General features: G+C 63.9%; 18 protein-coding genes. 5 read left to right on the top strand and 13 right to left on the bottom strand.

Annotated features, from left to right (window positions below; translation table 11 throughout):
- Window positions 1-15 precede the first annotated feature (15 nt).
- Window positions 16-672, bottom strand: a complete 657-nt coding sequence (locus P5703_RS12560) for a hypothetical protein (RefSeq protein WP_102819831.1) — start codon at window positions 670-672, stop codon at window positions 16-18.
- 265 nt (window positions 673-937) lie between these two features.
- Here P5703_RS12560 and rimO point away from each other — a divergent pair, with 265 nt between their 5' ends.
- Complete coding sequence (gene rimO / locus P5703_RS12565; protein WP_181121351.1) at window positions 938-2,260, top strand: 30S ribosomal protein S12 methylthiotransferase RimO; 1,323 nt, start codon at window positions 938-940, stop codon at window positions 2,258-2,260.
- A 101-nt stretch (window positions 2,261-2,361) separates the two neighbouring features.
- Here the strand turns inward: rimO and betA are convergent, their stop codons facing one another.
- From betA to P5703_RS12580, 3 genes are all read right to left on the bottom strand, one after another.
- On the bottom strand, window positions 2,362-4,035 hold the full coding sequence (gene betA / locus P5703_RS12570) for a choline dehydrogenase (RefSeq protein WP_181121349.1): 1,674 nt from the start codon (window positions 4,033-4,035) through the stop codon (window positions 2,362-2,364).
- Window positions 4,036-4,050: 15 nt separating this feature from the next.
- Window positions 4,051-5,523 carry a betaine-aldehyde dehydrogenase gene (gene betB, locus P5703_RS12575; protein ID WP_285587205.1) on the bottom strand — a complete coding sequence of 491 codons (1,473 nt, stop codon included), beginning with the start codon at window positions 5,521-5,523 and terminating at the stop codon, window positions 4,051-4,053.
- An 86-nt stretch (window positions 5,524-5,609) separates the two neighbouring features.
- Window positions 5,610-7,676, bottom strand: coding sequence for a choline transporter (locus tag P5703_RS12580; RefSeq protein ID WP_125865742.1), 2,067 nt, complete (start codon window positions 7,674-7,676; stop codon window positions 5,610-5,612).
- Between the two features lie 430 nt (window positions 7,677-8,106).
- Here P5703_RS12580 and trpB point away from each other — a divergent pair, with 430 nt between their 5' ends.
- Both trpB and tsaA read left to right on the top strand, forming a co-directional pair.
- Window positions 8,107-9,315: a tryptophan synthase subunit beta gene (gene trpB, locus P5703_RS12585; protein ID WP_011912898.1), complete on the top strand. Its 1,209-nt coding sequence runs from the start codon at window positions 8,107-8,109 to the stop codon at window positions 9,313-9,315.
- Window positions 9,316-9,425: 110 nt separating this feature from the next.
- On the top strand, window positions 9,426-10,133 hold the full coding sequence (gene tsaA / locus P5703_RS12590) for a tRNA (N6-threonylcarbamoyladenosine(37)-N6)-methyltransferase TrmO (RefSeq protein ID WP_011912897.1): 708 nt from the start codon (window positions 9,426-9,428) through the stop codon (window positions 10,131-10,133).
- A gap of 18 nt (window positions 10,134-10,151) precedes the next feature.
- On the opposite strand, the gene P5703_RS12595 is transcribed toward tsaA, so the two are convergent.
- The 8 genes from P5703_RS12595 to P5703_RS12630 form a co-directional block, all read right to left on the bottom strand.
- Window positions 10,152-12,689: a penicillin acylase family protein gene (locus tag P5703_RS12595; RefSeq protein WP_285587213.1), complete on the bottom strand. Its 2,538-nt coding sequence runs from the start codon at window positions 12,687-12,689 to the stop codon at window positions 10,152-10,154.
- Between the two features lie 70 nt (window positions 12,690-12,759).
- On the bottom strand, window positions 12,760-13,221 hold the full coding sequence (locus P5703_RS12600; protein WP_011912895.1) for a DUF2489 domain-containing protein: 462 nt from the start codon (window positions 13,219-13,221) through the stop codon (window positions 12,760-12,762).
- Between the two features lie 7 nt (window positions 13,222-13,228).
- A complete protein-coding gene (locus P5703_RS12605) occupies window positions 13,229-13,417 on the bottom strand; it encodes an SEC-C metal-binding domain-containing protein (protein WP_013982487.1) in 189 nt (62 codons plus the stop codon).
- Window positions 13,418-13,424: 7 nt separating this feature from the next.
- Entirely contained in the window at window positions 13,425-13,922 is a 498-nt protein-coding gene (locus P5703_RS12610) for an LEA/WHy family protein (protein ID WP_037000790.1), read from the bottom strand.
- A 146-nt stretch (window positions 13,923-14,068) separates the two neighbouring features.
- Window positions 14,069-14,806, bottom strand: coding sequence for an S-methyl-5'-thioinosine phosphorylase (locus tag P5703_RS12615; RefSeq protein ID WP_285587217.1), 738 nt, complete (start codon window positions 14,804-14,806; stop codon window positions 14,069-14,071).
- Between the two features lie 24 nt (window positions 14,807-14,830).
- Entirely contained in the window at window positions 14,831-15,829 is a 999-nt protein-coding gene (nagZ, locus tag P5703_RS12620; RefSeq protein ID WP_285587220.1) for a beta-N-acetylhexosaminidase, read from the bottom strand.
- 14 nt (window positions 15,830-15,843) lie between these two features.
- On the bottom strand, window positions 15,844-16,368 hold the full coding sequence (locus P5703_RS12625; RefSeq protein ID WP_285587223.1) for a L,D-transpeptidase: 525 nt from the start codon (window positions 16,366-16,368) through the stop codon (window positions 15,844-15,846).
- 39 nt (window positions 16,369-16,407) lie between these two features.
- Window positions 16,408-17,115, bottom strand: a complete 708-nt coding sequence (locus P5703_RS12630; RefSeq protein WP_011912890.1) for a TetR/AcrR family transcriptional regulator — start codon at window positions 17,113-17,115, stop codon at window positions 16,408-16,410.
- 200 nt (window positions 17,116-17,315) lie between these two features.
- On the opposite strand from P5703_RS12630, the gene lexA reads away from it, so the two are divergent.
- Window positions 17,316-17,924, top strand: a complete 609-nt coding sequence (lexA, locus tag P5703_RS12635) for a transcriptional repressor LexA (protein WP_285587225.1) — start codon at window positions 17,316-17,318, stop codon at window positions 17,922-17,924.
- Between the two features lie 10 nt (window positions 17,925-17,934).
- Window positions 17,935-18,414, top strand: coding sequence for an SOS-induced cell division inhibitor SulA (sulA, locus tag P5703_RS12640; RefSeq protein ID WP_285587229.1), 480 nt, complete (start codon window positions 17,935-17,937; stop codon window positions 18,412-18,414).
- Window positions 18,415-18,477: 63 nt separating this feature from the next.
- On the opposite strand, the gene P5703_RS12645 is transcribed toward sulA, so the two are convergent.
- Window positions 18,478-18,714 (bottom strand): hypothetical protein, encoded by a 237-nt coding sequence (locus P5703_RS12645; RefSeq protein WP_017246022.1) that lies wholly within the window; start codon window positions 18,712-18,714, stop codon window positions 18,478-18,480.
- Window positions 18,715-18,897 lie beyond the last annotated feature (183 nt).

Consider the following 18,897-nt stretch of genomic DNA (forward strand, 5'->3'; position numbering starts at 1 on the left):
GGACGCATGGATCAGCTAGAAATCCTCTACCGGACTGGCGAGCGCGTCCTGGAGCTTTCTTGCCTCCAGCTTGGGAAAGGAAAAGCGGATCGCAAGTATCGAGTCTGCACCATCATCCATTATCACTAGTTCAGCAGCACGGGTGTTGTCCTTGGCGGCGGCTACTGCTGTCGTGACATTGGGGTACTTTTTCGCCCGATCCAGGCCTTCAATGAAGGTGTAGGTGAGGTTGCCCGCGTTAGCGGCCACACTTTCGTAACTCGACAACTTGGCCGCAAAATCCTGCCGGTTGTTCTGACGATCCAGATCAAGAAGATCTAGCTGCGAGCTGGCGTCGGCCAGCGAAACGAGGGCGAAGGACTTAGCCAGCGCAGCGACCGCCTGCACGTAGGCCTGCTGCTCGAAACTCGACAGCAGACTGACCATATAAAGCTTCTCGCCGGAAAACAGTAAGGCTGCGGTAAAAGAGTGACCTACGAACTTGACGTCATCCACGCACAGTGCGGTGGCCCCAATTTCTGCAGAACAATCGTAATAGCCTGCCTGATTGCTGTAAGTGCTGAACGGCGCGCCATATATATGCTCCTTGAATAGCGCATCCTCGGCGATTGCCGCCGTACACAAGCCCATGGCGGTCACAATCGCCAGACAGTTCGATAGCAACGTTTTCATGAAGTCCCTTTGCTCGGTCTAATGAGACGGCAATGATAGCGTTTTGACATCCATTCAACACGGCCCGAATTAGACCTCCTCATAGGGCCAAAGGGATGTGGACGTTAGTCCAGCCAGATCGCCATGGCATCTCGCTCGCGGCCTTAGCATAGGAGCGACGAACCGCTGAACGGTCGAGCGCTGACGCCTCCAGTCTGGCTAAAAAATGCTCAGCTCTATATACTCGCGCGCCTTTTTCATACGCGGTTTTCGAGGTTCAAAGTCGATGAGCAAAACGCCAACAGTCGGGTTCGTGAGCTTGGGTTGCCCCAAGGCAACGGTCGACTCTGAACGCATCCTCACCCAGCTGCGCATGGAGGGTTACCAGATCGTGCCGTCCTACGAGGATGCCGATGTGGTGGTGGTCAATACCTGCGGTTTCATCGACAGCGCCAAGGCCGAATCGCTGGACGCCATTGGCGAGGCGATCGCCGAGAACGGCAAGGTAATCGTCACCGGCTGCATGGGCGTGGACGAAAACAACATCCGCGGCGTGCATCCCAGCGTGCTGGCGGTTACCGGCCCGCAGCAGTACGAGCAGGTGGTCAATGCGGTACATGAAGTGGTGCCGCCAAACATTGAGCACGACCCCTTCGTCGACCTGGTGCCGCCACAGGGCATCAAGCTCACCCCGCGTCACTACGCCTATCTGAAGATTTCCGAAGGCTGCAACCACAGCTGCAGCTTCTGCATCATCCCGTCCATGCGCGGCAAGCTGGTCAGCCGTCCTGTGGGCGATGTGCTCAGCGAAGCCGAGCGCCTGGTCAAGGCCGGCGTGAAGGAAGTCCTGGTGATCAGCCAGGACACCAGCGCCTATGGCGTCGACCTCAAGTACAAGCTGGACTTCTGGAACGGCCAGCCGGTCAAGACGCGCATGCTCGAGCTGTGCGAGGAGCTGGGCAAGATGGGCGTGTGGGTGCGCCTGCACTACGTCTATCCGTACCCGAACGTCGACGACGTGATCCCGCTGATGGCCGCCGGCAAGATCCTGCCGTACCTGGACATCCCCTTCCAGCACGCCAGCCCGAAGGTGCTCAAGGCCATGAAGCGCCCGGCCTTCGAAGACAAGACCCTGGCGCGCATCAAGAAATGGCGCGAGATCTGCCCCGAGCTGACCATTCGCTCGACCTTCATCGTCGGCTTCCCCGGCGAGACCGAGGAAGACTTCCAGTACCTGCTCGACTGGCTGACCGAAGCCCAGCTCGACCGCGTTGGCTGCTTCCAGTACTCGCCGGTGGACGGCGCACCGGCCGAGGTCATGGGCCTGGAGCCGGTACCGGACGAGATCAAGCAGGATCGCTGGGACCGCTTCATGGCGCATCAGCAGGCCATCAGCGCCGCGCGCCTGCAGCTGAAGGTCGGCAAGGAACTGGACGTGCTGATCGATGAAGTGGACGAGGACGGCGCCATCGGCCGTTCCTGGGCCGATGCCCCGGAGATCGACGGCATGGTCTACATCGACAGCGAACAGCCCCTGCAGCCGGGCGACAAGGTCCGCGTACGCGTCACCCACGCCGACGAGTACGACCTCTGGGCCGAAGTGATCTGAACTGCTCCGCTACAGGAAAACGCCCCGCACTAGCGGGGCGTTTTCATTTCTGTGCAACCAGTCCTCGGCGAAGCCTTCTCCACCGACGGACTGCAGGTCCGTCAACGCTGCGGCGGTTGCCGCACCGGTGCGCCGTTGGCGACGTAGTAGCTCGCCGTGCTGCGCGGCAACGGCTCGCGACCGCGAATCCGGTCGGCGATCTTCTCGGCCAGCATGATGGTGGTGGCGTTGAGGTTGCCGGTGATGATCTGCGGCATGATCGAGGCATCCACCACGCGCAACCCGTCCACTCCATGCACACGGCCCTGCCCGTCGACCACGGCCATGTCGTCGGTGCCCATCCTGCAGGAGCAGGACGGGTGATAGGCCGTCTCCGCGTGCTCGCGGACGAAGGCGTCCAGCTCGGCATCGCTCTGCGCTTCCACACCCGGGTTCAGCTCGCGACCACGGTAGGGATCGAGCGCCGGCTGCGCGATGATCTCGCGGGTGAGGCGAATGGCATCGCGGAACTCGCGCCAGTCCTGCTCGTGGGCCATGTAGTTGAACAGGATGCTCGGATCGACCCGCGGATCGGTGGAGCGGATCTCGATACGACCGCGACTGGGTGAACGCATCGAGCCGACGTGGGCCTGGAAGCTGTGGCCGTCATGGGCGTTGCTGCCGTTGTAGCTGACCGCTACCGGCAGGAAGTGGAACTGGATGTTCGGCCATTCGAACTCGTCGCTGCTGCGGATGAAGCCGCCGGCCTCGAACTGGTTGCTGGCACCGATGCCGCTGCCGAGGAACAGCCACTCGGCGCCAATCGCCGGCTGGTTCCACCACTTGAGCGCCGGGTACAGCGACACCGGCTTCAGGCACTCGAACTGCAGGTACATCTCCAGATGGTCCTGCAGGTTCTGGCCGACGCCGGGCAGCTCCTGCACCAGCGTGACGCCGAGCTTCTTCAGCAACGCACCAGGGCCAACCCCCGAGCGCTGCAGGATCTGCGGCGAGGCAATGGCGCCACCACACAGCAGCACTTCACGGCGCGCACGCGCCACCTGTGGCTGCTCGCGGCCGCGCAGGTAACGAACGCCGACGGCACGCTTGCCCTCGAACAGCACGCGGTCGGTGACAGCATGGGTGTGGATGGTCAGGTTCGGCCGCTCCTTGGCCTGGTCCAGATAACCGCGCGCCGTGCTCGCGCGCCGGCCCTGGGGCGTGACGGTGCGATCCATCGGGCCGAAGCCTTCCTGCTGGTAGCCGTTGAGGTCATCGGTACGCGGATAGCCAGCCTGCACGCCCGCTTCCACCATGGCATGGAACAGCTCGTTGTTGTCGGCCTTGGGCGTGGTCACGCTGACCGGGCCGTCGCCGCCGTGGTAGTCGTTGGGGCCGATGTCGCGCGACTCGGCCTTGCGGAAGTACGGCAGGCAGTCGAGGTAGGTCCAGTCCTCCAGCCCCGGTGCCTTAGCCCAGTTGTCGTAGTCCAGGGCGTTGCCGCGGATGTAGCACATGCCGTTGATCAGCGAGGAACCACCCAGGCCCTTGCCGCGGCCGCAGTCCATGCGGCGATTGTTCATGTGCGGTTCGGGATCGGTCTTGTAGGCCCAGTTGTAGCGCGTGCCCTGCAGCGGATACGCCAGCGCGGCAGGCATCTGGGTGCGGAAATCCAGCCGGTAGTCCGGGCCGCCGGCTTCCAGCAGCAGCACGCTGACGTCGGCGTCCTCGGTCAGGCGCGCGGCCAGCACATTACCGGCCGAACCCGCGCCGATGACGATGTAGTCGTATTCCATGCGTCCTCCTTTCCCTCAGAACACCGAGGCGAACTCGCCCAGCTCCACCTGTACCGATTTGACTCGCGTGTAGTGCGCCAGCGAGGCGATGCCGTTCTCGCGGCCGATGCCTGACTGCTTGTAGCCACCGACCGGCATCTGCGCCGGCGATTCGCCCCAGGTATTGATCCAGCAGATGCCGGCCTCGAGGCGATGGATGATGCGGTGCGCCCGCGCCAGGTCAGGGGTGACCACGCCCGCGGCCAGGCCGTACTCGGTGGCGTTGGCGCGACGGATGACCTCCTCTTCGTCCTGGTATTCGAGCAGGCTCAGCACCGGGCCGAAGATTTCTTCGCGCACGATGCTCATGTCGTCGCTGCAGTCGCTGAAGATGGTCGGGGCGACGAAGGCGCCCTTGGCGTACTCGCCCTCGGTCACCCGCTCGCCGCCACACAGAATGCGCGCGCCGGCGGCCTTGCCCTGGGCGATGTAGTCGAGCACCTTGTCCATGTGCGCAAAGCTGACCAGCGGGCCGAAGTTGGTCGCCTCCTGCTGCGGATCACCCAGGCGAACGCGCTGCACACGCTCCAGCAGCTTGGCCTCGAACGCCGCTTTCAGGCCCGCCGGGACGAACACCCGGGTGCCGTTGGTGCACACCTGGCCGGAGCTGAAGAAGTTGGCCATGACCGCGATATCGGCTGCGCGATCCAGATCGGCATCCTCGCAAATGATCAGCGGCGACTTGCCGCCCAGCTCCATGGTCACGTCCTTCAGCGAAGAGCCTGCCGCGCTGGCCATGACCTTCTTGCCCGTCGCTACGCCACCGGTGAAAGACACTTTGGCGATGCGTGGGTGTTCGGTGATCAGCGCCCCGACACCGGCACCACTGCCGGTCAGCACGTTGAACACGCCATCGGGCAGCCCGGCCTCGCTGAAGATTTCCGCCAGCCTCAGCGCGCTCAGCGAGGTGACTTCGCTGGGTTTGAAGATCATCGCGTTGCCGGCGGCCAGCGCCGGAGCCGCCTTCCACAGGGCGATCTGGATCGGATAGTTCCAGGCGCCGATGCCGGCGACCACGCCAAGCGGCTCCCGTCGGGTGTAGACGAAGCTGCTGTCGCGCAGCGGAATCTGCTCACCCTCGATGGCCGGGGCAAGGCCCGCGTAGTACTCCAGCACGTCGGCGCCGGTGACGATGTCGACGCTGCGGGTTTCGCTCAGCGGCTTGCCGGTATCCAGGGTTTCCAGCAGCGCCAGCTCGTCGTTGCGCTCGCGCAGCAGATCGACCGCGCGACGCATGATTCGCGCCCGCTCGATACCGGTCAGTGCCGCCCAGATGTGCTGGCCCCGCTCGGCGCTTTCGACCGCGCGCTCCAGGTCGGCCGCACCGGCCTCAGCCACATCGGCCAGGACTTCGCCGTTGGCCGGGTTGATGCTCTGGAACGTCTGGTTGCTGCTGGCGTCGACGTAGCCGCCATGGATATAGAGTTGCTGCCGTGGAAAACGGGCCATGTTCTAGCTCCTGTAATCGAGGCGACAGCGGATCGACGCTGCCGCGATGTGAATGGAACGCCCAGGGATCGCCCGGACGCGTGTGGTCAGGGCGTCGGTGTCGCGCCCGGGTTGGGCATGCCGCTTTCACCCCCACCGTTCTCGCGCTGCAGATGCAGGAAGTGCATGTGGTGTTCGTAGTGGTCGAGAACGTCCTCGATCAGCTGGCGCCGCGAGTAGCCCATCAGGTCGTAACCCAGGCTGCCCTGGCGCAGGTGCACCTCGAGCCGGTAGTAATCGGCCTTGCTGCTCTGGGTGCGCATGGCGAACGACGGCATGGTGCTGCGCACCGGCCAGATCTGATAGGTGAAATCCTGTTCGCTGCCCAGGTTGACGTTGAGGATCAGATGCTCGTTGCCCGGCTCGCCCTCGAGGATCTCCACCGGTACGCCCTTCTCGCCCAGCGCCTTCTTGATCTCTTCCATGGCCGGCCTGCCGACCTCCTTCAGATAGCGGCGAATCTGCGACAGGCTGGGGAAGCTCATCGCCCGCGAAAGACGCTGGCTCCAGTTCATGTGGGTGTGCTCCAGCGTGGCTCGCCCGGACAGATATCCGGCAAGGCTCTTCTGGTAGCTGTCGGCCATTACCCCTTCAACATGCAGGGCCTTGAACAGCCCCACCATCATGAACAGCAGCACGATGGAGAACGGCAGCCCCATGATCACCACGGTGCCCTGCAGCGCCGTCAGGCCACCGGCGATCAGCAGCGCGAGGGTGAGCACGCCGATGATCGCGGCCCAGAGAATGCGCATCCACACCGGCGCATCGCTGTTCACATCCTTGAGGATGGAGGTGAAGTTCGACAGCACCAGCGAACCGGAGTCGCCCGAGGTGACGAAGAAGACGATGGCCAGGATGGTCACCACGATGGTGGTGATGCCCGACCACGGCAGGCTCTGCAGGAACAGGTAGATCGATGAGCCAGGGTTGTTCATGGCCTGCTCGCCGAACTCCAGCGCGCCGCCCATGACCATCTCGATGGCGCTGTTACCCATGATCGACATCCAGGCCATCATGAAGGCCAGCGGCAGCAACAGCGTGCCGATGACGAATTCACGAATGGTCCGGCCGCGGGAAATGCGCGCCAGGAACAGCCCGACGAAAGGCCCCCAGGCGATCCACCAGGCCCAGAAGAACACCGTCCAGGCGTTCAGCCAGTCGGTCGGGCGCTGGTAGGCGTAGGTGTCCAGCGACAGGCTGATGAAGTTGGAGAAGTAGTCGCCGACATTCATCACCAGAGCATTGAGCAGGAACACCGAGTCGCCCACCACCAGCACGAACAACAGCAACAATACGGCCAACAGCATGTTGAACTCGGAAAGCCGGCGAATGCCGCGCTCAACGCCGGTGGCCGCCGAGATGGCCGAAAACACCACGATCAGCACCACCAGCACGGCCTGGGTCAGGGTCCCTTCGGGGATGCCGAAGATGTAGTTGAGGCCGAAGTTCAGCTGGATGATGCCGATGCCCAGACTCGTGGCGATGCCGAAGATCGTGCCCAGCACGGCCGCGCCATCCACGGTGTGGCCGATCGGGCCATGGATGCGCTTGCCGAAGATCGGATACAGCGCCGAGCGGATCGACAGCGGCAGCCCCTGGCGAAAGCTGAAATAGGCCAGCGACATGCCCACCAGGGTGTATACGCCCCAACCGGACAGTCCCCAGTGCAGGAAGGTCAGCTCCATGGCGTGGCGTGCCGCCTGGGTGGTGCCGCCCTCACCTACCGGCGGTTCGAGAAACTGGGTGATCGGCTCAGCGATGCAGAAGAACAGCAGGTCGATGCCGATCCCGGCGGAAAACAGCATCGCCGCCCAGGTCACCACATTGAATTCGGGTTTGGAGTGATCCGGCCCGAGGCGGATCTTGCCGTAACGACTGGTGGCGACGATCACCACGAACAGCAGGTACAGCAGCACGGCGAGAAAGTAGAACCAGCCGAAGCTGTTGGATATCCAGCCGAGTACCGTGTTGATGACCGCCAGCGAGCGATCGGTAAAGAACATCGTCCATACGGCGAATACCACGATGGCGATGGCGGAACCGTAGAACACTACGGGATTGATTCGATCAGCGGGCGCTTCGGAATCATTGGGCGAGAGCTCAGCCTCGTTCATCAGTTCTATCTCCTGAACTTGTTCTGGCTTTACGACATCGCAGTGCGACGTATTGCGGCAGGTAGCGTGCAATTCCATGGGAATTGCGCGGGCCTGATGGCGGGGCGGGCATGCAAGACGTGCTGTGCTGATGACAGCCATACCCTTCGGCGACAAGAGCGCCGACAAAACAAAAGCGTTGATTTGCTCCGATCAGATGAAATAAGCGAGGCATCCTACACGATAAATGCCAATCCCGCTAACAACGCGAACCACCCACAGCCTGCTCGGTGCCGGCCAGCGCCTTCGCTACCCCGGCGTTCGACAATGCGCAGCAGCGAACCGGTGAGCATCGCGGCGTGGCTGCGGCTGCATTTTCAGCGGTACGGACGCTGGCTTATGATCGGCCCCGCGTAACCAGGCGCTCCCTTCAACCTGCAGAGATGAACCCATGTCGTCCGATCCTCGTTTCACTGCCATGCCCGACGCCAACGGCTACTTCGGCCCGTACGGTGGCCAGCTGGTGCCGCCGCACCTCAAGCAGGCGATGGACGACATCAACCTGGCCTACGAAGAGATCCGCCAGCGCGAGGATTTCCAGCAGGAACTGGCGGCCCTGTTCGCCGACTACGTGGGCCGGCCGAGCCCGATCTTCCATGCCCGGCGCCTTTCCGAGCAGCTCGGTGGCGCCCAGATTCACCTGAAGCGCGAGGACCTGAATCACACCGGGGCACACAAGATCAATCACTGTCTGGGCGAGGCACTGCTTGCCCGGTTCATGGGCAAGACCAAGGTGATCGCCGAGACCGGCGCCGGCCAACACGGTGTCGCCCTGGCCACCGCCTGCGCGCTGGTGGGCATCCCCTGCGAAATCCACATGGGTCAGGTGGACATCGAGAAGGAGCATCCCAACGTCACCAAGATGAAGATCCTCGGCTGCAAGCTGGTGGCGGTCACCCGAGGCGCGGCGACGCTCAAGGAAGCGGTGGACAGCGCCTTCGAGGAGTACCTGAAGGATCCGCAGAACTACCTCTACGCCATCGGCTCGGTGGTAGGCCCGCATCCGTTCCCGAAGATGGTCCGCGATTTCCAGTCGATCATCGGTCAAGAGGCGCGCGGCCAGTTTCTTGCCAGGCATGGTCGCCTGCCGGACCAGGTGGTCGCCTGCGTCGGCGGCGGCTCCAATGCCATGGGCATCTTCACAGCCTTCCTGGAAGACGCCGCGGTCGAGCTGGTGGGCATCGAGCCGGCCGGCGAAAGCCTGGACAAGCCCGGCCGCCATTCGGCCACCCTGTCCAAGGGCAAACCCGGTGAACTGCACGGCATGGCCTGCTACGTGCTGGAAGATGCCGAGGGCAACCCGTCCGCAGTGCACTCCATCGCCTCCGGCCTGGACTATCCCGGCGTCGGCCCTCAGCACAGCTACCTCAAGGACATCGGCCGGGTGAACTACCAGACCGCGACCGACCAGGAGTGCCTGGATGCCTTCATGACCCTGTCGCGCGTCGAAGGCATCATCCCCGCTCTGGAAAGTGCCCATGCGGTGGCCTGGGCGATTCGTACCGCGCCGACGCTGGGCAAGGACAGCCACATCCTGGTCAACCTCTCCGGCCGCGGCGACAAGGATGCCGACTACGTCGCCAAGCTGCTCGGCCTGTAAGCCTCCGGCGCCGGGCCGCCACCTCCCGAGAGGACGCGGCCCGACGTCGCGCAGCGCGGCGCCATAGCGGGTAAGATGCGCAGCCGCCCGTCCGTATCCAGGCCTGCCCCATGCAACACAGCGTCTCGCCGATCGGCTACGTCCGTTCCTGCTTCAAGGAAAAGTTCGCCATTCCGCGCCAACCCAGCCTGGCCCCGGCCGCACGCGGCGTGCTGGAACTGCTGCCGCCGTTCGACAAGGGCGATGCGGTGGCCGGACTCGAACAGGTCAGCCATGTATGGCTGCTGTTCCTCTTCCATCAGGCGCTGGAAAGCACACCACGTCTCAAGGTGCGACCGCCGCGCCTGGGCGGCAATCGCATGGTCGGCGTGTTCGCCACCCGCGCGACGCATCGCCCCAACGGAATCGGTCAATCGGTGGTCAGGCTGGATCGCGTCGAAGCGGATCGGCTGTTCATCTCCGGCATCGACCTGCTGGATGGCACGCCGGTGCTGGACATCAAGCCCTATGTGCCCTACGCCGATGCCCTGCCGGATGCGCGCAACGACATGGCTGCGGACGCGCCGACACTGATCGAGGTGCAGTGGACGGAAAGCGGGTTGCTGCAGGCCCACCGCGAAGCGCTGCGCCTCGGCGAGCCACTACTGGAACTCATCGAGCAATGCCTGGCACAGGACCCGCGCCCCGCATACCAGAAGCCGGAGCCCGAGCGGCGCTACGGCGCGCAGTTCTGGGATGTCGACGTGCGCTGGCACTACCCTGCGCCGGACACGATCCGCGTGCTCGAGGTGATACCCGCGACGCCGCGACCGACCTGAAGCCGGCGCGGGGCGACCTCACTTGCCGGCCGGGGTCAGCAACAGACGCTGCGTGCCATAGACCTTGTCGAGATTTTCCGTCTTGAACGGGAAGCTCAGGTACTGCGCCTTCAGCCACGCCTCGATGCCGTCGGCGTAGTGCGGGCTGGCCGGGTTGCCGGATTGGCCCGAACTGTTCAGCCCGATCATCGGTTCGTCCAGTCCGAAGTCGACGATGATGCGCATTGCCGGGATCAGCCAGGTATCGAAGTCCGTGCCCAGGTGATAGGCCGAGGCGTTCAGCGTGCTGTGATCGCCGCCCATGGCATAGGGACCACGATCGAGGTAGTTGCCGATGGCGTGGATTCTGCTGCGCTGGCCGGCCGCCATGTGCGGTGCCAGCTGCGTCGCGCCGGAGGTCCAGCGAGCGGTATGCAGCTTGCCCCATTGCCAGGCGCTGCGCTCGTTGCCCAGACGGGTTTCCAGCAAACTCACCGCAGCGGCCAGGCTGCGCGCCAGGATCGCCGGTTTGTCTTCGCTCTGCGCGGTGCGCTGGTCGTTCCAGAACGGGCTGTCTTCGCGACCGAGCAGATGGTCCGCCTGAGCCGAATAGGAAGTGTTGGCGGTCTGTACCAGCGCACGCCAGGCCGGCGAGTCCTCAGGCCCCAGTTCGTCGAGGAAGATGTGCCGCGCACTCTCGTGCAGGAAGGCGCCATACAGCGCGGCGTTGGCCGAATCGGCCGCGAGCTTGCCATCGAAGGCGAGCAACCGATCCAGCGCCTCGCGCGCCTTGCTGCGTTCGGCGGCCGGTAGGGCATCGATCGCCTGGCGCAGCGGCCCGGCCATGCCCGGCGCCTCGAACATCGCCCTGAGCTTGGCAGCGAACGGCGTGACCTGGTCGTACTGCATGGCGATGGTGCTGCGGGTGTCATGCTTGCCCCGCCCGGCCAGCTCCGCCAGTCGCTCGTAGCGCTCCGGGCCGTACCAGGAGCTGGACAGCTGCATGCCATAGCCGCGCGGCACGCTGCGCTGGTTGGCGGTGCCTAGCCAGCCCTGGAACGGGTCCTGGTCGTAGGGATGCAGCATCGGGTCGGCATAGCCATCCCAGTCGTAGCGACCGTCCCAGCCCGGCGACGGCACCAGCCCCAGCCCCTCGCGACGGTTGGGGAAGCGCCCGGTCACCTGCCAGCCAATGCCCTGCTGGTCGGCGAACACCAGATTGAGCGCGGCGGCGCGAATCTCCCGGGCCGCCTCGAAGGCCTGGTCCACCGACTGCGCGCGGGACAGGTCGAAGAAGGCGTCCAGCGTGCGATCGGCTTCCAGCTGCGTGGTCTTCAGGGCCAGGCCGTAGCCACTACCGAGCTGCAACGGTTGCAGCGGGTGCTTGCGCTCGCCGAGTACGCTGTTGAGCAGCGGGCCGTTGCGAGTCTCGAAAATGGTCTCGCGGATCGGCCGCTCGCCCTTGACGAAGTAGGTCTCGTGGCGCTCGCGGGCCGGCAGCCATTTGCCGTCGGCCAGGTACATCAGCCGCGAGCCTTCGCGACGCACCTGCTCGAGATAGAGGTCCTGGTTGTCGCCCATGACCATCGTCATGCCCCAGCCGAGCTTGCCGTTGAAGCCCGCCACCACGGCGGGGACGCCGGCGATGGTGACACCCGCCGCCTGGAACTTCGGTGCGCGGATCTGCATGAAATTCCAGTACGAGGGCATCGACAGCGGCAGGTGCGTGTCGTTGGCCAGGATCGGCTTGCCGCTGCGCGTGTTGCTGCCGGCGATGGCCCAGTTGTTGGAAGCCGCCATGCCGGCCGGCGTCAGAGCCGCCAGCGGCTGTGTGGCACGTTCGAGTGCCGCCAGCCCGGGCACATTGCCACCCAGCTTCAAGCCCTTGAGCTTGTCCACCTCGTCGAACGGCAACACCTCGTCCGGGTAGATGGGCAACAGCCAGGCCAGCTTGTCGCTACCCACTTTCTGTGCCATCAGCAACGCGGCGACCTCTTCCTGCAGGTTCTGCGAAAGGCCGAAATTGAGCAGACAGAACACCAGCACCGAATCCTCGGGCTTCCAGTACTCCGGCTTGTAGCCGGACTCGGCGAGGTCCATCGGCAGTTTGTCGCGATGGCGATACAGGTAGGCGTTCACGCCACGGGCGTACACCTCGAAGAACTTTTTCATCCTCGGCGAGGATTCACGGTACAGCAGCTCGGCGCTCTGGCGCAGATTGACCGCCCGCATGAAACGGTCGGTTTCCAGCACCCCGGGGCCGACCATTTCCGCCAGGCGGCCCTGGGCCATCAACCGCAGGCTGACCATCTGGCTCAGTCGGTCGGTGGCGTGGACGTATCCCATGGCAAACAGCGCATCGTGAAACGACGAGGTTTCGATCAGCGGCATGCCCATGGAATTGCGCCGGATGCTCGCACTGCCCGCCAGTCCGGTCAGCGGTTGAATGCCCTGTGCCGGCGGCAGACTGGCGCTGTAGCGGTTATCGAGATAGGCCTGACAACCGCCGAGGCCGGCCAGGCCGAGCGCGGCCCCCAGCGTCAGGCGAACCAGGGCGTACGGCAGACGCAGAGACATCGAAGACTCCTGTGCGGGCTTGGCGAGGATGGTGCTAACAGATTAGAGGGCGTACGGCGAAGAAGGTCGGTCAGGCCGCGTCGCGCGATTTTGGCAGAGCCTCGTCGAGCAGCCAACGGGCCGAGCGGCGCGCCTCTGCCTTGTGCCGCAGTTCCAGCGCGCTGAACTGCGCTTCGTGGCGACGGCGCTCGCTCTTGTCCAGGGCCTTCCAGGCAGCATGGGTCGGCACCTGTTCGGTGGCCTCAAACAACTGCTGGAACACCTGACAGCGCGGATGTTGCCCGAGCTCGGCGTCGTAATTGTCGAGCAGCACCTTGATGCGGATGGCGCCCTCGATGAGCGGCAGCTGCTCGTCCAGCAGACAGCTGGCGAGAATCCGCAGATCCTCCGCCAGCGCCGTCTGCTGTTTTTCCTTCAGCTCGGCCTGCTGCCGTTCATTGCGCCAGACACGGCGCCAGAGATACAGCGCATAGCCCGCCAGCGCGGCGATCAGCAGCGTGGCGGCGGCGAACAGGCTCATGGAAAGTGTCATGACAGGCTCAGGCGCCGTGGCACTTCTTGTATTTCTTCTGGCTGCCGCAAGGGCACGGGTCGTTGCGTCCGACGTCCTTCAGCGGATTACGCACCGGCTCGTGGCCATGATTGCAATGCGGACCGTGAACGTGGTGATGGTCATGGTCGTGATCGTGGTTGCAGTCGGGACCATGCACATGGGGCTCGTGACTCATCTGGGTACTACTCCGGAATAAAGTTGCCCGGGATTATCTCGCCATTGCTGGAAATGTGCACGCGTCGCCCGGCCATCAGCCCGGTCTTGAGCTCGCCGGCCAGTCGGTAGTTGATCGGCCGATCCGGCTTTTCCAGCAGCCGCACGATGTACTTCATGTGCCGCCACAGGTTGGTATGCACCGGCACTTCGTAATATTCGAAGCTGTTGGCGGGAACGGTCAGCCAACCGCTGGACTCGCCGCTGGCCAGCTCCACGTCGTTGAGATGGACGGTGTAGATGAGGCCGCGTACAGGCAGGCTGCGATCGTTGGGGTTGTCGATGCGAAAACGCAGCATGAACTGCTGTTCCAGCAGCCGCGCCTTGATGATATCGACCTTGGTGAGTTCGACTTTCGGGTCCTTGAAGTTACCCGAGAACCAGGTCGAACAACCGGCCAGGCCGCCAAGCAGCGTCAGCAACACGACCGTTCTTAGAATTCTTATTGTGTGTGCCTGGCAAGACATTCCGGTACTCCAAAGGACGGCCAAGTGTAGCAAGCAGCATCTTCACCGCAATGGGGTGCCGCCGCAAAAATACCAGTCTCAGGCCGCATTATGACAACGTCGTGGCAGGCAGCCGCCCGGACCGCGCGCACCTGCCTGAAGAGCAGTCAACCGGCCAGCATCCGCGCCAGGACCAGTCGGGCCTTGCCGATGCCCGCGGCGAGTGCCGCCTCGATCTGCGCCATGGTGATCACCCCGCTCGCCTTGCCCGCAGCCGGATTGACCACCAGCGCCAGGCAGGCGTACGGCAGTTCCAGCTCGCGGGCCAGAGCCGCCTCGGGCATGCCGGTCATGCCCACGATGTCGCATCCGTCGCGCTCCATCCGAACGATTTCCGCCACGGTTTCCAGGCGCGGGCCCTGGGTGCAGCCGTAAACACCGTGACTGCTGAAGGCGAAACCCTCTGCCGCCAGCGCGCCGATCAGTCGTTCGCGCAGCGCTTCGTCGTACGGGTAGCTGAAATCGATATGCGTCACATGATCGATGTCACCCTCGAAGAAGGTCTGCTCACGACCATAGGTGTAATCGATGATCTGGTGCGGCACGCAGAAATGTCCGGACCCCATCGCCGCTTGAATGCCACCCACTGCATTGACCGCGAGCACCGCGTCAGCGCCCGCCTGCTTCAATGCCCAAAGGTTGGCGCGATAGTTCACCTGGTGAGGCGGCACACGATGCGGATGGCCGTGCCGCGCAAGAAACAGCACCTCGCGACCGCCATACTCGCCCCGCATGATTTCCGCAGAGGGACGTCCATAGGGCGTATCGATCAGCTGTGCGCGGTGCAGCTTGAAGCCGGTCAACTGGGTCAGGCCGGTGCCGCCGATGATGGCATGGACAGTCATGGGGATTCCTTGAAAAGAGAAGGATCAGTCAATCAGATCGGCAGCCTTCAGCGCGCCGATGGCGTCCAGCCAGCGAGGGTTCTGCTTGTAGTCCGCCGGGCAGCCCGCCCGGCCACGCATTCCCGCCAGCGCGGTCGACGGCGTCACCTTCAAGCGCTGCAGCGCAGTCAGCGCCAGCTCTGCGGCCCCACGATCGTTGCAGACCAGCCCCATGTCGCAACCAGCGCCCAGAGCGGATTCGATCCGCTGCGCCGCGTCGCCTGCGACATGCGCCCCGGCCATCGAGAGATCGTCGCTGAAGATCACGCCTTTGAAGCCCAACTCAATGCGCAGGATGTCCTGCAACCAGCGTCGGGAAAAACCGGCGGGCTGCTCGTCGACCTGAGGATAGATGACATGCGCCGGCATGATCGCATCGAGCGTGCCACTCAGCGCCATAAAGGGAATCAGATCACAGCGGCGCAGCTCGTCGAGGCTGCGCTCATCCACCGGTATCGCGACATGCGAATCGGCCTCGGCCCAGCCGTGCCCGGGGAAGTGCTTGCCAGTGGCGGCCATGCCGGCGGCATGCATGCCGCGAATAAAGGCGTCGATCAGCGTCACCGCGACCTGCGGGTCACCCTCGAAGGCGCGTGCGCCTACCACCGCGCTGCGCTGATGATCCAGATCGAGAACCGGCGCGAAGCTGAAATCCAGGCCCACTGCAAGCACCTCGCTGGCCATGACCCAGCCACAGGCTTCGGCCAGCCTGGGAGCGTCGGTGCAACGCGCCAGTTCGCGCATTGCCGGAAGCCGCACGAAACCCTGGCGCAGCCGCTGCACGCGGCCGCCTTCCTGATCCACCGCCAGCAGCAGATCGGGGCGCACGGCGCGGATCGCACGGCACAGTTCCTCCACCTGTCGCGGAGACTCGATATTGCGAGCGAACAGAATGAGCCCACCCACTTCGGGTTGGCGCAGCAGGTGCCGATCCTCGGCAGTCAGCCAGGTACCGGCGATGTCCAGCATCAATGAACCGTGCATACAGACGCAGATCCTTATTCGAGTTCAGCGGCAGCCCAGCTCGGGCAAGGTGCCTCGGTGATGCGCACCTGACAGTGAGGCGGCACCCTGGGGAAAAGTTGCAGCAGATCGGCATTGCGCATACGCACGCAACCGTGGGAAAGCGGCACACTCATAGGTTCGCAATCGGGCGCGCCGTGGATGTAGATGTAGCGGCGGAACGTGTCGACCTGCCCCATCCGGTTGACGCCCGGCTCGCAACCGCTGAGCCAGAGGATGCGGGTCAGGATCCAGTCGCGCCCGGGAAACACCGCATGCAGCTCGGGTGTCCAGATTTCACCGGTCCAGCGCCGCCCGCGCAACACCGCCCCCTCGGGCAGGCCATCACCGATGCGCGCACGCACCTGATGCACGCCGCGCGGTGTACAGCCGGAACCATTCTGTTCGCCGACACCGTTACGAGCGGTGGACACCGGAAAGCGCAGACGCAGCTGCCCGCCGGCAAAGCCATAAAGCTGCTGGTCAGCGACGGAGATATGCAGAAGATCGAGAAAGGCCATGGGCGGCTAGCTTAGCCGATCACCCGGCAGGCTTGTAGCTCAAGCCTTCGCCGGGATGGCCACGGCGTTGCGCCGCGCGATCGGTTGCGCCGCCGCCAGGGTATTGTCATCGATACCGCTGTCGGCACGCATGCCGGCGGCCAGGAACGGCACCATCATACGCATCACCTGCTCGATGGAAGTCCGAACGCCGAAATCGTTCTCGGAGATCGCACGCAGCGCCTTGATACCGGACATGCTGAATGCCGCAGCCCCGAGCATGAAGTGCACGCGCCAGAACAGCTCGATGGGCGGAATGGCCGGCGCGGCGTCGTGAACCTTGAGCATGTAACGACGGAACACCTTGCCGTACATGTCTTCCAGGTAGCGCCGCAGGTGGCCCTGGCTCTGACTGAAGGACAAGCCCAGCAGGCGCATGAAGATCGACAGGTCGTCGCCGCTACGCGGCTTGACCGCCAATGCCTGCTCCACGAGGATTTCCAGGAGCTCCTCGAGCGTGTCCTTCTTGTCGGTGAGCGCCTCGCGGCGATCCAGCTCACGCTCCAGGCTGGCACAGAACGGCCCGAGGAAACGCGAGAACACCGCCTGGATGAGCGCCTTCTTCGAACCGAAGTGATAGTTGACCGCCGCGAGGTTGACCCCAGCCTTGCTGGTGATCAGACGAAGCGAGGTCTCGGCGAAGCCTTTTTCCGCGAACAGCTGTTCCGCTGCATCAAGAATGCGCTCAACTGTTTCCGACTGCGCCATGCCCCCTCCGAAAGACAAACAACTGTTTGAAACTTACGTTTCACCGACCGGCAAGTCAACCACGAAACGCCGCATGGCACTAGCGTCATTGTCGCAGACGCACTGCCCAGCGCGCCGGCTGACCCGACATGAAACATTCATTGCCAAGGCCGGATCACTGTATATAATCCCAGTCACTGTATAAAAGAACAGAGACCGACATGATCAAGCTGACGCCTCGCCAGACGGAAATCCTCGCCTTCATCAAGCGCTGCCTGGAAGACAACGGTTATCCGCCAACCCGCGCGGAGATCGCTCAGGAGCTCGGCTTCAAGTCGCCCAATGCCGCGGAGGAGCACCTCAAGGCGCTCGCCCGCAAAGGCGCCATCGAGATGACGCCCGGCGCCTCCCGCGGGATACGTATTCCCGACTTCGAGCCCGCACCTGCCGAAACCGGCTTGCCCATCATCGGCCGCGTCGCTGCTGGCGCACCGATACTGGCCCAGCAGCATGTCGAGGAATCCTGCCAGATCAGCCCCGCCTTTTTCCATCCGCGCGCCGATTATCTGCTGCGTGTGCACGGCATGAGCATGAAGGACATCGGCATTTACGACGGTGACCTGCTGGCCGTGCACACCACCCGTGAGGCCCGCAACGGCCAGATCGTGGTGGCGCGGGTCGGCGATGAGGTGACCGTCAAGCGTTTCAAGCGCGACGGCAAGAAGGTCTGGCTGCTGGCGGAGAACGCGGAATTCGCCCCCATCGAAGTCGACCTCGAACATCAGGAATTGGTCATCGAAGGCTTGAGTGTCGGCGTCATACGCCGCTGAGGAGAAGGTTATGCAGTACCAGACCAGCACTTCCCGGCCCCAGCTATCGCTGTTCGACGGTGTCATCGCACAAAGCCTGGCACCGTTCGGCAGCCTTGCACCGCGCAGCAAAGCCGAGCAGGAGAAAAAGGATCACCTGAGCGAGTTGAGCCTCAGCGGCAGCAGTCAGCACTGCCATCTGCTGCTCACGCCGATCCTGCGCGAACTCGGCGACGCGACGGACAGCCGCTGGCTGACACTGATCGCGCCGCCCGCCTTCCTTTCACAGAGCTTCCTGCGCAAGTGCGGCCTGAACCGCGAGCGCATCATCCTGCTGCAACCACGCAACACGGAAGGCGCGCTGGAACTCGCGTGCAAGGCGCTGGCGTCCGGCTGCAGCCATACCGTCATCAGCTGGCTCGGTCAGATCGACGACGCGACACGCAGCAAGCTGCGCAACGCCGCCAGCCTGGGCGAGGCGCAGAGCCTGAATATTCGTCTGGGTTGTTGAGTGGCGGGCACAGGGACGTGCTGCCTGTTGTGAAGTGAAGGTCGAGCCCCGGAGCAGCTGCGCTCAGTGCAGAACGCGCGGCTCTTCTGCATCGTGGTCGAAATCGCCTTCTGTCATCCGACCCGCCATCTGAACGCCAACATTGAACATCGCCTTGGCAATCTCCACATGCTGCCCCTGCAGGAAGAGCTTGGCGTCGTCGGAAAAGTCGAGCGTGACCAACACCTCTTCGTCCTCGGCACGACGAAGCACGATGCGCCCGTCTGGTAGCTCGACGATTTCCAGAAAAGATGTAGGCATGGATCAGCTCCGCGTGAAAGGCCGCCATTGTAGCAGCCGGTCGCCGTCGCGGCAGCCTTTGGCGCTTCAGGCCACCAGTCCGGCGCGTTGCTGGGCGCACACCTCGTGCGTTGCGCCCCGAAATGACGTGCCCAAGGCGGATCGGCAACGTAGCATGCGCTGAAAAAAGCGCGCGCACCTCTG

This window comes from Stutzerimonas sp. FeSN7 (assembly GCF_030263795.1).
GTDB lineage: Bacteria > Pseudomonadota > Gammaproteobacteria > Pseudomonadales > Pseudomonadaceae > Stutzerimonas > Stutzerimonas stutzeri.

Coding starts and splice junctions, on each gene's coding strand:
- P5703_RS12560 (WP_102819831.1), bottom strand. CDS start 672: ATGAAAACGTTGCTATCGAACTGTCTGGCGATTGTGACCGCCATGGGC.
- rimO (WP_181121351.1), top strand. CDS start 938: ATGAGCAAAACGCCAACAGTCGGGTTCGTGAGCTTGGGTTGCCCCAAG.
- betA (WP_181121349.1), bottom strand. CDS start 4,035: ATGGAATACGACTACATCGTCATCGGCGCGGGTTCGGCCGGTAATGTG.
- betB (WP_285587205.1), bottom strand. CDS start 5,523: ATGGCCCGTTTTCCACGGCAGCAACTCTATATCCATGGCGGCTACGTC.
- P5703_RS12580 (WP_125865742.1), bottom strand. CDS start 7,676: ATGAACGAGGCTGAGCTCTCGCCCAATGATTCCGAAGCGCCCGCTGAT.
- trpB (WP_011912898.1), top strand. CDS start 8,107: ATGTCGTCCGATCCTCGTTTCACTGCCATGCCCGACGCCAACGGCTAC.
- tsaA (WP_011912897.1), top strand. CDS start 9,426: ATGCAACACAGCGTCTCGCCGATCGGCTACGTCCGTTCCTGCTTCAAG.
- P5703_RS12595 (WP_285587213.1), bottom strand. CDS start 12,689: ATGTCTCTGCGTCTGCCGTACGCCCTGGTTCGCCTGACGCTGGGGGCC.
- P5703_RS12600 (WP_011912895.1), bottom strand. CDS start 13,221: ATGACACTTTCCATGAGCCTGTTCGCCGCCGCCACGCTGCTGATCGCC.
- P5703_RS12605 (WP_013982487.1), bottom strand. CDS start 13,417: ATGAGTCACGAGCCCCATGTGCATGGTCCCGACTGCAACCACGATCAC.
- P5703_RS12610 (WP_037000790.1), bottom strand. CDS start 13,922: ATGTCTTGCCAGGCACACACAATAAGAATTCTAAGAACGGTCGTGTTG.
- P5703_RS12615 (WP_285587217.1), bottom strand. CDS start 14,806: ATGACTGTCCATGCCATCATCGGCGGCACCGGCCTGACCCAGTTGACC.
- nagZ (WP_285587220.1), bottom strand. CDS start 15,829: ATGCACGGTTCATTGATGCTGGACATCGCCGGTACCTGGCTGACTGCC.
- P5703_RS12625 (WP_285587223.1), bottom strand. CDS start 16,368: ATGGCCTTTCTCGATCTTCTGCATATCTCCGTCGCTGACCAGCAGCTT.
- P5703_RS12630 (WP_011912890.1), bottom strand. CDS start 17,115: ATGGCGCAGTCGGAAACAGTTGAGCGCATTCTTGATGCAGCGGAACAG.
- lexA (WP_285587225.1), top strand. CDS start 17,316: ATGATCAAGCTGACGCCTCGCCAGACGGAAATCCTCGCCTTCATCAAG.
- sulA (WP_285587229.1), top strand. CDS start 17,935: ATGCAGTACCAGACCAGCACTTCCCGGCCCCAGCTATCGCTGTTCGAC.
- P5703_RS12645 (WP_017246022.1), bottom strand. CDS start 18,714: ATGCCTACATCTTTTCTGGAAATCGTCGAGCTACCAGACGGGCGCATC.